Source organism: Mucilaginibacter sp. (assembly GCF_965277465.1).
GTDB lineage: Bacteria > Bacteroidota > Bacteroidia > Sphingobacteriales > Sphingobacteriaceae > Mucilaginibacter.
The window spans coordinates 2,120,627-2,132,809 of the sequence record NZ_CBDICW010000001.1 but is presented as its reverse complement, the minus strand read 5'-3'; the positions used below and the strand labels follow the sequence as shown (position 1 = coordinate 2,132,809).

General features: G+C 39.3%; 15 protein-coding genes. 4 read left to right on the top strand and 11 right to left on the bottom strand.

Going from position 1 to position 12,183, the window contains the following annotated elements; genetic code table 11:
* Positions 1 to 50: 50 nt before the first annotated feature.
* Positions 51 to 1,439 (bottom strand): phosphoglucosamine mutase, encoded by a 1,389-nt coding sequence (gene glmM / locus ACQY4U_RS09680; RefSeq protein WP_428329189.1) that lies wholly within the window; start codon positions 1,437 to 1,439, stop codon positions 51 to 53.
* Positions 1,440 to 1,551: 112 nt separating this feature from the next.
* Here glmM and ACQY4U_RS09675 point away from each other — a divergent pair, with 112 nt between their 5' ends.
* The gene (locus tag ACQY4U_RS09675; protein WP_428329188.1) at positions 1,552 to 2,289 is read left to right on the top strand and encodes an SAM-dependent methyltransferase; all 738 of its coding nucleotides are present in this window, start codon (positions 1,552 to 1,554) and stop codon (positions 2,287 to 2,289) included.
* A gap of 49 nt (positions 2,290 to 2,338) precedes the next feature.
* Positions 2,339 to 2,866 carry a phosphatase PAP2 family protein gene (locus tag ACQY4U_RS09670; protein WP_428329187.1) on the top strand — a complete coding sequence of 176 codons (528 nt, stop codon included), beginning with the start codon at positions 2,339 to 2,341 and terminating at the stop codon, positions 2,864 to 2,866.
* A 29-nt stretch (positions 2,867 to 2,895) separates the two neighbouring features.
* On the opposite strand, the gene ACQY4U_RS09665 is transcribed toward ACQY4U_RS09670, so the two are convergent.
* The 9 genes from ACQY4U_RS09665 to ACQY4U_RS09625 all read right to left on the bottom strand — a co-directional run bounded on the left by ACQY4U_RS09665 (position 2,896) and on the right by ACQY4U_RS09625 (position 9,056).
* Positions 2,896 to 3,345 (bottom strand): MarR family winged helix-turn-helix transcriptional regulator, encoded by a 450-nt coding sequence (locus ACQY4U_RS09665; protein ID WP_428329186.1) that lies wholly within the window; start codon positions 3,343 to 3,345, stop codon positions 2,896 to 2,898.
* 32 nt (positions 3,346 to 3,377) lie between these two features.
* Complete coding sequence (locus tag ACQY4U_RS09660; protein ID WP_428329185.1) at positions 3,378 to 3,536, bottom strand: DUF5522 domain-containing protein; 159 nt, start codon at positions 3,534 to 3,536, stop codon at positions 3,378 to 3,380.
* Complete coding sequence (locus tag ACQY4U_RS09655; RefSeq protein ID WP_428329184.1) at positions 3,536 to 4,477, bottom strand: exonuclease; 942 nt, start codon at positions 4,475 to 4,477, stop codon at positions 3,536 to 3,538. Before ACQY4U_RS09655 ends, ACQY4U_RS09660 begins: the two co-directional genes overlap by 1 nt.
* A 103-nt stretch (positions 4,478 to 4,580) precedes the next feature.
* A complete protein-coding gene (coaE, locus tag ACQY4U_RS09650) occupies positions 4,581 to 5,174 on the bottom strand; it encodes a dephospho-CoA kinase (protein ID WP_428329183.1) in 594 nt (197 codons plus the stop codon).
* A complete protein-coding gene (locus tag ACQY4U_RS09645; protein WP_428329182.1) occupies positions 5,174 to 6,121 on the bottom strand; it encodes a CdaR family protein in 948 nt (315 codons plus the stop codon). The genes coaE and ACQY4U_RS09645 overlap by 1 nt, the downstream gene beginning before the upstream one ends.
* A gap of 86 nt (positions 6,122 to 6,207) precedes the next feature.
* Positions 6,208 to 6,531, bottom strand: a complete 324-nt coding sequence (gene yajC / locus ACQY4U_RS09640) for a preprotein translocase subunit YajC (RefSeq protein ID WP_428329181.1) — start codon at positions 6,529 to 6,531, stop codon at positions 6,208 to 6,210.
* Between the two features lie 18 nt (positions 6,532 to 6,549).
* The gene (locus tag ACQY4U_RS09635) at positions 6,550 to 6,981 is read right to left on the bottom strand and encodes a DUF1573 domain-containing protein (RefSeq protein WP_428329180.1); all 432 of its coding nucleotides are present in this window, start codon (positions 6,979 to 6,981) and stop codon (positions 6,550 to 6,552) included.
* Positions 6,982 to 6,986: 5 nt separating this feature from the next.
* Positions 6,987 to 7,934 carry a transcription antitermination factor NusB gene (nusB, locus tag ACQY4U_RS09630; RefSeq protein ID WP_428329179.1) on the bottom strand — a complete coding sequence of 316 codons (948 nt, stop codon included), beginning with the start codon at positions 7,932 to 7,934 and terminating at the stop codon, positions 6,987 to 6,989.
* A gap of 36 nt (positions 7,935 to 7,970) precedes the next feature.
* Positions 7,971 to 9,056, bottom strand: coding sequence for a Glu/Leu/Phe/Val family dehydrogenase (locus ACQY4U_RS09625; RefSeq protein WP_428329178.1), 1,086 nt, complete (start codon positions 9,054 to 9,056; stop codon positions 7,971 to 7,973).
* A 288-nt stretch (positions 9,057 to 9,344) separates the two neighbouring features.
* Here ACQY4U_RS09625 and ACQY4U_RS09620 point away from each other — a divergent pair, with 288 nt between their 5' ends.
* Positions 9,345 to 11,132: an ABC transporter ATP-binding protein gene (locus tag ACQY4U_RS09620; protein WP_428329177.1), complete on the top strand. Its 1,788-nt coding sequence runs from the start codon at positions 9,345 to 9,347 to the stop codon at positions 11,130 to 11,132.
* 117 nt (positions 11,133 to 11,249) lie between these two features.
* Entirely contained in the window at positions 11,250 to 11,579 is a 330-nt protein-coding gene (locus tag ACQY4U_RS09615) for a DUF3276 family protein (protein WP_428329176.1), read from the top strand.
* Positions 11,580 to 11,670: 91 nt separating this feature from the next.
* Here the strand turns inward: ACQY4U_RS09615 and ACQY4U_RS09610 are convergent, their stop codons facing one another.
* Positions 11,671 to 12,150, bottom strand: a complete 480-nt coding sequence (locus tag ACQY4U_RS09610; RefSeq protein WP_428329175.1) for a hypothetical protein — start codon at positions 12,148 to 12,150, stop codon at positions 11,671 to 11,673.
* Between the last annotated feature and the right edge of the window lie 33 nt (positions 12,151 to 12,183).

The following is a 12,183-nucleotide window of genomic DNA, read 5'->3' as shown; positions in this document are numbered from 1 at the left end:
TAGTATTAAATATTGATTTGAATTAATAATCTGATTTTCAGGGCTCTCTATTAATTCAATTGTAAAATCTCTTTTATATCGGCAATTATTTTATTGGCTAAATTATTAGCAACCGTTTCTGAATTACCCTCTGAGTAAATACGAATAATGGGCTCGGTATTTGACTTGCGCAAATGTACCCATTCTTTGTCAAATTCTATTTTTAAGCCGTCAATTGTGCTGTGGGGCTGTTTTTGGTATTTCTCTTCAACCTTAAGTAATAAGGCATCAATGTCCATTTCGGGTGTTAGGGTTATTTTATTTTTTGAGATAAAATAACTTGGGTATGAGCTGCGTAAAGTTGAAACCGATTTGCCATACTTAGCTAAATGTGTTAAAAACAAGGCAATGCCCACCAAAGCATCACGGCCATAATGTAATTCAGGGTAAATTACCCCACCATTACCTTCGCCGCCAATTACGGCATTTACAGCTTTCATTTTATTTACCACGTTTACCTCACCTACCGCAGCAGCATGATATTCGCCACCTGCTTTTTCGGTAACATCGCGCAGGGCGCGGGTTGATGACAGGTTTGATACCGTGTTACCTTTAGTGTTCTTTAAAACATAATCGGCAACGGCTACCAGCGTATATTCTTCACCAAACATATTACCATCCTCACAAACAAAGCAAAGGCGGTCAACATCCGGGTCAACGGCAATACCTAAATCGGCCCTTTTGCTCAATACTTCTTTTGAAAGTGCGGTAAGGTTTTCAGGCAACGGCTCCGGGTTATGCGGAAAGTTACCATCAGGCTCGCAATATAATTCGTGCACGGTATTAACCCCCAGGGCTCTTAACAAAGCCGGCACAAATATGCCCCCTGTTGAGTTAACGCAATCAATAACTACTTTAAAATCAGCCTTGGTAATGGCATCAACATCAACCAATGGCAGGGCCAGTATCTGGTCAATATGTTGTTGCAGGTAATTATTATCACTGCTTACCTTGCCCAGGTCATTTACATCGGCAAATTTAAAATCACTGTTTTCGGCAATCTCCAATACCTCTTTACCATCGGCATCGTTAATAAATTCGCCATCGGCATTGAGTAGTTTAAGCGCATTCCACTGTTTTGGATTATGGCTGGCAGTTAAAATAATACCTCCGGCTGCTTTTTCAAGCGGCACGGCAATTTCAACTGTTGGGGTGGTTGATAAGCCTAAATCAACCACATCAATACCCAGGCCTTGCAGCGTACCAATAACCAGGCTATTTACCATACTGCCTGAAATGCGGGCATCGCGCCCTAAAACAATTTTTTTAATACCGCTTTTGTTAACAGCCCAGGTGCCGTAAGCCGCGGTAAATTTCACAATATCCAAAGGGGTTAAGCCCTCGCCCACTGTACCGCCGATGGTACCCCTTATTCCTGAGATAGATTTTATTAATGTCAAAGTGTAAACGTTTTGAGTTGCAAAAATAAAAATATTTAACCGAAGCAGCAGATAAATCGTATTGTTTTAAGGCTGCATTTATTAGCTATATTTGCTCCGCTATAAAAATGCTATGCCCCTACAGTGGTTTCATACCTGGTTTAATTCTCCTTACTATCATTTGCTTTACAATAAACGCAACGATGAGGAAGCCCGGCATTTTATCAACAACCTGTGCTCCTATCTGCCGCAACAATCTGGCTCCAAACTATTAGATATTGCCTGCGGCCGCGGAAGGCATGCCATATACCTTAATAAAAACGGGTATAATGTTACCGGCATTGACCTTTCAATAGCTAATATTCAGTATGCCAGGCAATTTGAAAGCGAGTCGTTACATTTTTATGTGCACGATATGCGCCAGCTTTTTTACCGCAATTACTTTGATGTTGCCTTTAACCTGTTTACCAGCTTTGGTTATTTTGAAACCGACTACGAGCATATTGATGCTTTAAAGGCCTTCAATAAAGCATTAAAACCCGGTGGCCTGTTGGTGCTTGATTTTTTTAACAGCCGCAAAGTAATTGATACATTAGTGCCCGATAGTATAAAAACGGTTAATGGGATTGATTTTAATATTCACAAGGAGATTAAGAAACAAAAAATAATTAAGACCATCGCTTTTGAAGATAAAGGCGAAAACTATACTTTTAATGAAATGGTAAGTGCTTTTACCATGACTGATTTTGAACGTTTTTTTTATGCAAGCGATTTTGAAATAACTGACACTTTTGGAAGTTATAGCCTGGAGCAGTTTGACATCAATAATAGCGACCGATTAATTTTTATCTGTAAAAAAAACAATGCCTGACCAACTTTTACAACTCGACCGGCATTTATTCTATTTCATTAACCATGATATGGCTAATCCTTTTTTTGACTGGATAATGCCTTACCTGCGTAACCCAAAATTCTGGATCCCGTTATACCTGTTCATTATAGCTTTCTGTGTTTATAAGTTTAAAAAACAGGGATTAATTATTATTTTAATGATGGCGCTTGCTGCAGGCTTTGCCGATTTTACCAGTGCAAGCATTATAAAACCTTTAGTTAAACGCGTTAGGCCCTGTCGTGATGCTATGGTTTCGCAAACAGATATTGCCCGGGTTGGCTGCGGAACCGGTTATAGCTTTCCATCTACCCATGCTACCGATCATTTCGCGATGGCATTTTTTATGATCATGTTATTTTATAAAAAATGGCGCTGGATATGGCTTTGGGGTATAGTATGGGCAGGCACCATTTGCTTTGCACAGGTATATGTGGGTGTACACTACCCTATTGATGTTTTTTGCGGTGCTATTTACGGGATGTTGGTAGGCTGGTTGTTTGCCTGGATATTTTCAAAACTGCCGGCTGGGTTTGGCGGCATACCTGTTTCTAAATAGAAAACCCAGTCAAATAAATAATCAGGATCTTAACCCCGTAACTTATCTAACAGATCACTTAGCTGGCCGGCTTCTTCTTCGGTAAGGTTATCCTTTAAAAAATCGCGGGTTTTAAATTCTTCATCCATTATGGATAGGATATTGATCCCCTCTTCGCTGATGCGGATATCAACAGCACGGCGGTCTTTATTATTGGTACAGCGCGATACCAGTCCCTTTTGCACCAGGCGGTCAACAATTCGTGATGCATCAGACATTTTATCAATCATCCGCTCCTTTAATAAGTTTACAGTAGCAGGTTTAGGATACTGCCCCCGTAAAATTCTTAAAATATTAAACTGCTGCAGTGTAATGTTATGCTTTTCAAAGTGTGAGCGCGAAGCATTGTTTATCCAGCTATAGGTATAGGAAATATTAATAACCGCTTTATGATAATTGTCCTCAAAATTGCTGCTTTGTATTTCTTCGTCTATGCGCATAGTTGTTACCCCTAAAATGCAAATATCCTTAATTATTTCTTAACATCCTTACCCTCTTTGGGTTTTCCATAGTCCCAGGGGCAGTTAAGGCACTTATTTTTACAGCAATATCCTCTTTTAAGGTGATATTCTTTTGTAAAAACAAGGTTACCATCGGCATTAATGTAATAATCAATATGCTCCTGCTCCATTAATTCAAAATTTTTACAAAAATATCATTCCCAAAGTGTTTTTTCAAATGGGTACCATTGCCATGCAGTGTCCAGATTTGCCTGGGTTCAACTGCTGCTACCGCCTGTAAAATATCATGCCAATCTACATGATCGGATATAAAAAGGGTATCCTGGTTATTTACCTGCAAATTTTTCCACCCCGATGCAAATAAGCGTTTAACGCCTGTTGCCTTAATATAACTATCAAACGTAAATGGCGGCACTATGTATACAAACTCGTCCTGCTCCTTCATTAATTTGCGCCCGTACATCTGGTACTTACCTGGCGGATAACCCATTTTTTCGTAAATAACATTAATGGGCATTATCCGGTGATGTACCAGGATCTTTTTTTGCGGCGCATATTCATTGATCATCCGAATAAGCCGCTGGCTTTTCCCTAAACCGTAAGCACCAAGCAGGATATTTGATTTTATATCGTTCAGCTTTTTTATTTCGGCAACCGGGTCGGGGTGCTGAACGGCAGGGTCGGCAAACGTACTTTCGGTTATCAACACATCCGCCTTTACCCATTCAATCGGCTCGCAGGTGCCATCGGCCTGTATTTTATAATCGCCGGTGTAAAGGTATTTAACACCCTCGTACTCCATTAATATTTGTGCTGAGCCCAGCATGTGACCTGCAGAAACGAAGGTTATTAACACATCACCAATGGTAAACGGCGCATTATAGGTAATTATATTAAATACCTTACCCGCATTTTTGCCATAGCGCAACTTCATAAAGGCATGGGTTGCCTCGGTACAAAAAATCTCGTTATTGCCGCTTATCGCATGGTCTGCATGGGCATGGGTTACAACCGATAGCGGCACCGGCAATTTAGGGTCTAAATAAAAATTGCCGTATTTACAATAGAGGCCATTGGCATCAAAACAGATAAAATCTTCTTTTATGTTCATTTTTTAGTCATTGAGCCATTGGTCATCCGTCATTATCATAATTATTTACAGGGGTTTAGATTTTTAAAACGTAACCTCCCAGAACCAAATGATTTAAAGACGATTAATGACCTAATGACAAAAACACCTTATGCAATTTCAATACCTGTGGTATTACTAATTGCACATCGTCATTTTTGATTATATAATCAGCCAGGGCCGATTTTTTTTCTTCGGAGAATTGTTTGGAATCCCGGCTTTCAAATTCTTCCCGCGATAGCATGTCCCTTTGTGCCACACGCTTAAAACGGGTTTCTTTAGCCGCATGTATCATTACCGAGTAATCGCATAATTTATAAGAATCGCTCTCAAATAAAATGGCAGCTTCCTTTATTACATACGGTGCATCCTTAATATGCTTAAGCCAATCATCAAACGCCCTGAAGGTAGCCGGGTGCACTATAGCGTTCAATTTGCTTAATTGCTCCTTATCATTAAAAACAATGGCTGCAATATGTTTGCGGTTTAAAGTACCATCTTCAAAATAAGCGATATTGCCAAAGGTTGCTTTTATATCGCTGATGAGGATCGGATCGGTCACCATTACCTGTTTTGCAGCATCATCGGCATAAAAAACCGGGATGCCTAATATTTCAAACACCTTGCTAACGGTAGTTTTACCACTGCCTATATTACCGGTTAAGCCTATTTTTAACATTATTTTTTTACGATAAAATCAATATTCTGTGGCTCAATCTTTACTATTTTGCTGTAAGCGGGCTGTTTGGAAATAATTACCGGCAATACCTTATATCCCTTTTTCCGCCATAGGTCAAGGTCGGCTGTAGCCTCAAAAAAGTCTTCGTCTGTTTGCGCATACCTGCTTAATGATATCGTAAAAGTAACCTTAACCTTTTGCGGGAAAATTTTTACATCATCGTAGTTATGGTTATTGATCAGCTTTACCGGGATCTCCAGCACCTTTTCGGTAAACTCATCAACCGGGATGGATACCTGCACATTTTTAGGGAACACGCTCAGGTTACCTTCTTTTACAGCCTGTAAATTAAGGCGGGTGCTTACAGGCTCACCAACACTATCTAACTTAAGCGTATCTGATGGCCACGATTTTATGCTATCAATAACGCTTGCCGGGCCGTTCACAATTACATAAGCCGGGTTAAGCATTATATTATTTGCCTGGGCAAACTGCTGCTTATATCTTATATCGGTATTTAGCTGAATAGGGATCCTTTTAACCTTCCGGTTCGAAAAATCAAAGTAAAGGGTATCGGGATTAAAGGCGGTAATTTGCTGACCTATCTCCTTTTTAGTGTTGATTTGCTCCAGCTGTGAACTGAGCACTACATAGCTTTTGTACTCGAGCGAACGCAGGTCTACCGAAACTACGTTTACATCCCTGTTTACTTTTGAGAAAAGCATTTGCCAGCCATTGCCGCTAACCGTAGCATTAACCGTATCTGATTGCAGGGAATGGAAAGCTCTTTTTTGAGGCGTGTTTCTGAAATTAAGCACCTCTTTTACCGTGTAGTTGTAAGAATTTGACAATACGGTAAATACCCACGCACCAACGGCAAGCACCAGGCATGTAAAAAATGCTGATAGTCGTCTTCGTTCAGTAGCAGATAATTTTATTATTGCCATATTAAAAAGGTAAAAGGCAAAAGGTAAAAAGATAAAGGTAAGAATTTACAACCTTTTGCCTTTTACCTTTCGCCTTTAGGCCTTAATTATACTTTAGCAGCCGGAGCCGGTGTATTTAAAGCTTTTGATGCTTCTAACGATATTGCTGATTTATCAAAACGTATTTTTCCGTTATCAACTTCTACTAAAAAAGTAGCGTCGTTTACGTCAATTATCCTGCCGTGGATACCTGCTGTAGTAACTACTCTATCACCTTTCTTTAGTTCGGTAACGTATTTTTTCTGGTCTTTTTGTTTTTTAACCTGCGGCCTGATCATAAAGAAATAAAACACAACGGCTATTAAACCGAAAGTAATTATTTGCTGTGTTCCAAAACCTGAAGCGGCTTGTAATAAAATTGCTGTTATCATTTCTAATTTATATAATTTTTATTTCAATGCTACCTCACCAATTAAGTGTACCCTGTTTTGAGCCGGATTGGTATTGGCGGTAACGGTAATTTGTTTATCCTGCAAACCCATTTTAGCGGCACTGTTAAAAGTAACGTGTATAGCGCCGCTTTCGCCGGGTTTAATGGGTGTTTTTGGCCATTCGGGCTTGGTACAGCCGCAAGTAGCTATTGCATCAGTAATAATTAATGGTGATTTACCTGTATTTGTAAATTTAAAATCATAGATAACTTTATCACCGGCCTTGATCTTCCCAAAATCGTGCGTGTCTTTTTCAAACTTCATTACAGGTGCATTTTCTGCCGTGGCTGTAGTGGTACTGGCGGTTGCATCAGCGCCGCTTTGGGTTGATTGTTTGCAGGCCGTAAATAACATACCTGCTGCTATTAAGCTTAAAAACAGTTTCTTCATTGTTACTATTCTATTAATCCTCTGCCTATTTTTTTAATTTTATTCTGCCCTTTCAGGTCTATCAAAATCTTGTCTAATATACCGTTTATAAACGAATTACTTTTTGGCGTACTAAACTCCTTCGAGATCTCTAAGTACTCATTAATGGTTACTTTAACAGGTATTGAATTGAAGTTTAAAAACTCAGCAATAGCCATTTTCATCAGTAAGGTATCCATCATTGCAATACGATCCGGCTCCCAGTTCTGTGTTTTTTGGGTAATCAGTTCCTGGTAATCACTATCATAACGGATGCATTTTTCAAACAGGTTCACAATAAATTCCCTGTCTTCTTCCCAGTTGCCGGTTATTTCTGCCAGTTTGTTTTCCTGGTAGTTATCGCTGGCAAAGTTCTTGAATGTTTTGGCTATCAAAGCCTGCAAAACGTCCTTATCCACCGGCCAGTAAATAAACTTATCTTCAAAAACCTGCTCGGCTAATGATGATTTCAGGATCACCTTTTTGAAAATGAATTTGATAATGTCTTTATCAGTCTGGATCGTATCATCCGTTTTTTGAATATACTCTAAGTATTCAGGAGCATTTTTAAGAAGAGTGAATAAAGATTTTATAAGTTCGGGTTCAAAATCCCAGGCTATCTTATATTTTTTTAATCCTACTAAAAATTCTTTATTGTCGTGGAGAGAGAGGATAAACCTGTTGCTTAATATTTTAACATTGGCATTCAGGTCATCAGCAGTGGGTAAATGTTTGTTGGCTCTTTCAAGCGCGTCAATTTCAGCGTAGCTCGAAATCTCTGAGATTAATGACAGCATCCAGATATACATCTCGTAAACCTGGTCAATACTGTGCAACAGGTGTTTTTCATGCTGCCTGATGTCGCCGCTGTTTGATTGGTGATAAGCGTATAACGACTGTAAAACTTTTACCCTTAGGTGTCTGCGATTTAACATTAAATAAGAACGATTTTGGGATTACTCCCGATTAATTTAATATGATGATTTAACTTTTTTGATATCTGAAATTCGTTTTTCGGCTATTTTATTGGCCGCCTCAATGGTTGATATGCTTTCGGCTTTCGAAAGTTTTAAAACTGTGCGTGTGGCCTCGTAAATATTTTCGGTTAACTGCATGCTGCGTTTTTTACTGAAACCCATCAGTTCCGAATAGCAATTTATAATGCCACCTGCGTTTATTACGTAATCAGGCGCAAACAAGATGCCTTTATCTAACAGCATTTGGCCGTGCAGTACCTCATCTTCTAACTGATTATTTGCCGAGCCTGCAATTATAGCACACTTTAATTTTTTTATAGTTTGCGTATTTATGGTAGCACCTAATGCACACGGTGCATAAATATCAGCATGAATATCAAAAATGCTGTTATTTGATATAGCTTCGGCTCCGTATTTTTTTGATACCTGGCCCAAGCGTTCCTCATTAATATCGCTGGCGTAAACCTTTGCATTTTCGTCGCGCAGCAATTTCACCAAATGCTCGCCTACGTGTCCTATGCCCTGTACTATTATTGTTTTACCGGTAAGGCTATCGTTACCATAAAGTTCTTTTACGGATGCCTTTATTCCCATAAAAACACCAAGGGCAGCAATAGGTCCCGGATCGCCGCTGCCGCCTATACTTTCGGGCACGCCGGTAACATGCTGCGTTTCCATCCTGATGTATTCCATATCGCGCGGATTGGTACCTACATCTTCGGCAGTAATAAATTCGCCATTCAGGTTTTTTATAAAACGGCCAAATTTGCGCAGCAATGCCTCTGTTTTATCCTTGCGCGAATCACCTATGATCACAGCCTTGCCCCCACCTAAATTTAAACCGGTAATGGCAGCCTTATAGGTCATGCTTTTTGATAAGCGCAACACATCATTCAAAGCATCGGTTTCCGTTTTATAAGCCCACATACGGGTACCACCTAAAGCAGGGCCTAATGTAGTATCATGAATTGCGATGATTGCTTTTAATCCGGTATCGGGGTCGCTGCAAAAAACAACTTTCTTATGCCCAAAAGCCTCTAAATGGCTAAATATCGATTCGTTGGGCTGTGGATTAGGCATCGGGGTTGTTAATATAAACTGTGTTTTTCGGCTTCGACAAAAGTAGATGTTTTTTTTATAGCCACAAAGTTTTTATTGACTGTAAAATAGTATAAAAATGGTTGGAATAACCATCCAGGGCATCAAAAATGAGGATTAGCGTCATAAATAAGCCATTATTTTAAAAGGATAACACCTGTTAAAGCTATACGCATGTCCACTTTAATACCACTATTGAAAAATCAATTTCATTAACTTACTTTTGAGCTTTCGGACTTTCCGACATCCGGACTTTCGGACTCCCGCTATATGAAAGACCTCGCATACCTCAATAAATTTTTCTATAAATATCGCTGGCGGCTTATCCCCGGTGTGCTGTTTGTTATTATATCAAACATTTTTGGCGTGCTGCCGGCACAGGTTATCCGCTATGCATTTGATCTGGTTACCGAGAATATTGGCGTTTATCAGCTATTTTCAAGTTTCAACAGGCAGGCCGTTGTTTATGAAATATTCGGGTCGAGCCTGCTGCTGTTTGGCATATTGGTGTTGGTATTATCCTTATTAAGGGGTTTGTTCCTGTTTTTTATGCGGCAAACCATTATTTTAATGTCGCGCCATATTGAGTACGATCTAAAGAACGAGATCTATAACCATTACCAGCTTTTATCACTTGCCTTTTACCGCCGACATAACACTGGCGACCTGATGAACCGCGTAACCGAAGATGTTAGCCGCGTGCGCATGTACCTTGGCCCAGGCATTATGTATACCATAAATACGGTGGTGCTTTTTATTATGGTAATATATGTTATGGTTACCGTTAACGTTAGGCTGGCTATATTTTCGGTATTACCGTTACCCATATTAGCTATTATTATATATTATGTAAATAATATAATAAACTACCGCAGCGAAAAAATACAGCAGCGCCTTTCGGCCCTATCCAGCTTTGTGCAGGAAAACTTTTCGGGTATCAGGGTCATCAAATCATACGTGCGTGAAAAACATGTGACTGACAGCTTTGCTGCCGAGAGTGAAAACTACAAAATGCACTCGATGGAATTAGTTAAAGTGCAGGCTATGTTTTATCCTTTAATGCTTTTATTGGTTGGCCTTAGCAACGTTATTACCATGTATGTTGGTGGTATTGAGGTAATGAAAGGCAATATTACAGCCGGCAACATTGCGGAGTTTATTGTATACCTTAACATGCTCACCTTCCCGGTTATATCATTGGGTTGGGTAACCTCGCTGGTGCAGCGGGCCGCGGCATCACAAAAAAGGATCAATGAGTTTTTACACCAGCAGCCCGAAATTATATCACCCAAAACAGCGCCAAAAGCTATACAGGGCCATATAGCCTTCAATAATGTATCATTTATTTATCCGGATACCGGCATCCAGGCTTTAAAAAATGTATCCTTTGATATAAAACCAGGTGAAATGGTTGCCATTATTGGCCGTACAGGGTCGGGAAAATCAACCATAGCCAATTTAATAATGCGCATGTACGATAGTACCGGCGGCCGCTTATTAATTGATGATACTAATATTGAGCAGCTTAACCTTGAAAGCTACCGTGCACAAATTGGTTTTGTACCGCAGGAGGTGTTTTTATTTTCAGATACTATTGCCAATAATATTGCCTTTAGTGCCGATGTGCTGGATATGGAAAAAGTAAGCCAGGCTGCAAAGGATGCCGCTGTTTATCAAAATATAATGGAGCTTGATAAGGGCTTTGAAACCCTGATTGGTGAACGTGGAATAACCTTATCGGGCGGGCAAAAGCAGCGGGTATCCATTGCACGGGCAATTGTTAAGCATCCGCAAATCCTTATTTTTGATGATTGCCTTTCGGCAGTTGACACCCGTACCGAGGAAGAAATATTGAATAACCTGGGTAAAAATATGCAGGGTAAAACCAGCATTATTATTGCGCACCGCATATCAACCATAAAAAATGCCGATAAGATTTTAGTGATGGATAATGGCGAAATTATTGAGCAGGGAAATCATACCAACCTGATGCAGCAAAAAGGCACCTACTTTGAATTATACGAAAAACAACTGCTTGAAGAAGAAGAAAGTGCCTAATGAGTGATAAAATAATGAAATAAACGGCTAAAAATTCAATAATATCTGAATTAATACTTGCTGTTTGAAAAATTATTTATATTTATGCCAGCCAAAACAATTACAATAAAATAAATTATGGGAGATTTTGAAAACAGAGAGCGTGAAGAGGTATTTTCGAAGAAGGTGAGAGCCGGGAAGAGAACATATTTTTTTGATGTAAAAGCAACACGGTCAAACGATTATTATGTTACGATTACCGAAAGCAAAAAGCGCTTGGAAGACGGAGTTTTTATTAAACACAAGATCTTTTTATATAAGGAGGATTTTGAAAAATTCGCCGAAGGTTTAAAAGACACCATTGACTACATAAAATCAAACCAGGACGTTGTTGAAAAACGCTACGAGTACAGCGAATCAACCGAAGTTGCTAAAACCGCTGACGAAGACTTCTCTTTCGAAATATAATTCAGAAACAAAACTAAACTCATATATAAACAGAAAACCCTGCTTTAATGAAGCAGGGTTTTCTGTTTATATAACGTTTTATATCTTCCAATTATCTGTGCATAGCTGCTATTACTCCAAAAAATACAACTAATATTAATGCATATAGCGACAGTATAATTATTGTAAGGATACCCCAATATTTAAAAAATGATTTAAGTTTACCCAGCGCAGCCGTTAAATGAAACTGATCGGCAAACACTATCCCTTGTTTTATCTTAATCCCAAACTGGTATAGGTAAAGCGCAAAAAAGAAATACACCAAATCAAGCAGGATATAAAAAACTGAAATAAAGCCACCCATGCCTTGCAGCATTACTGCACTTGGATTTGGAGATATTGCGGCAAGTTTTGAAAAAATTGCCCCTGCAAAAAGTGCACCGATTAAAATAAGGCCGCAAAATATAAAGCCCAATATGCCTAAAAATGTTGCCCATTTGCCCGATTCGCGCAAGTAGGTTTGTGCTTCAAAAGTTAAAACGATGCCTGGTTCGGCACTGGGTTGTACATCAAGCGTGTCTGTTGTTTCCATTATAATTTTTAAGATTTAGTTTCCCTAAATTTA

What these genes read in the sequence shown, in the direction of transcription:
- ACQY4U_RS09675 (WP_428329188.1), top strand. Translation starts at nt 1,552, where the DNA reads ATGCCCCTACAGTGGTTTCATACCTGGTTTAATTCTCCTTACTATCAT.
- ACQY4U_RS09670 (WP_428329187.1), top strand. Translation starts at nt 2,339, where the DNA reads ATGGCTAATCCTTTTTTTGACTGGATAATGCCTTACCTGCGTAACCCA.
- ACQY4U_RS09665 (WP_428329186.1), bottom strand. Translation starts at nt 3,345, where the DNA reads ATGCGCATAGACGAAGAAATACAAAGCAGCAATTTTGAGGACAATTAT.
- ACQY4U_RS09660 (WP_428329185.1), bottom strand. Translation starts at nt 3,536, where the DNA reads ATGGAGCAGGAGCATATTGATTATTACATTAATGCCGATGGTAACCTT.
- ACQY4U_RS09655 (WP_428329184.1), bottom strand. Translation starts at nt 4,477, where the DNA reads ATGAACATAAAAGAAGATTTTATCTGTTTTGATGCCAATGGCCTCTAT.
- coaE (WP_428329183.1), bottom strand. Translation starts at nt 5,174, where the DNA reads ATGTTAAAAATAGGCTTAACCGGTAATATAGGCAGTGGTAAAACTACC.
- ACQY4U_RS09645 (WP_428329182.1), bottom strand. Translation starts at nt 6,121, where the DNA reads ATGGCAATAATAAAATTATCTGCTACTGAACGAAGACGACTATCAGCA.
- yajC (WP_428329181.1), bottom strand. Translation starts at nt 6,531, where the DNA reads ATGATAACAGCAATTTTATTACAAGCCGCTTCAGGTTTTGGAACACAG.
- ACQY4U_RS09635 (WP_428329180.1), bottom strand. Translation starts at nt 6,981, where the DNA reads ATGAAGAAACTGTTTTTAAGCTTAATAGCAGCAGGTATGTTATTTACG.
- nusB (WP_428329179.1), bottom strand. Translation starts at nt 7,934, where the DNA reads ATGTTAAATCGCAGACACCTAAGGGTAAAAGTTTTACAGTCGTTATAC.
- ACQY4U_RS09625 (WP_428329178.1), bottom strand. Translation starts at nt 9,056, where the DNA reads ATGCCTAATCCACAGCCCAACGAATCGATATTTAGCCATTTAGAGGCT.
- ACQY4U_RS09620 (WP_428329177.1), top strand. Translation starts at nt 9,345, where the DNA reads ATGAAAGACCTCGCATACCTCAATAAATTTTTCTATAAATATCGCTGG.
- ACQY4U_RS09615 (WP_428329176.1), top strand. Translation starts at nt 11,250, where the DNA reads ATGGGAGATTTTGAAAACAGAGAGCGTGAAGAGGTATTTTCGAAGAAG.
- ACQY4U_RS09610 (WP_428329175.1), bottom strand. Translation starts at nt 12,150, where the DNA reads ATGGAAACAACAGACACGCTTGATGTACAACCCAGTGCCGAACCAGGC.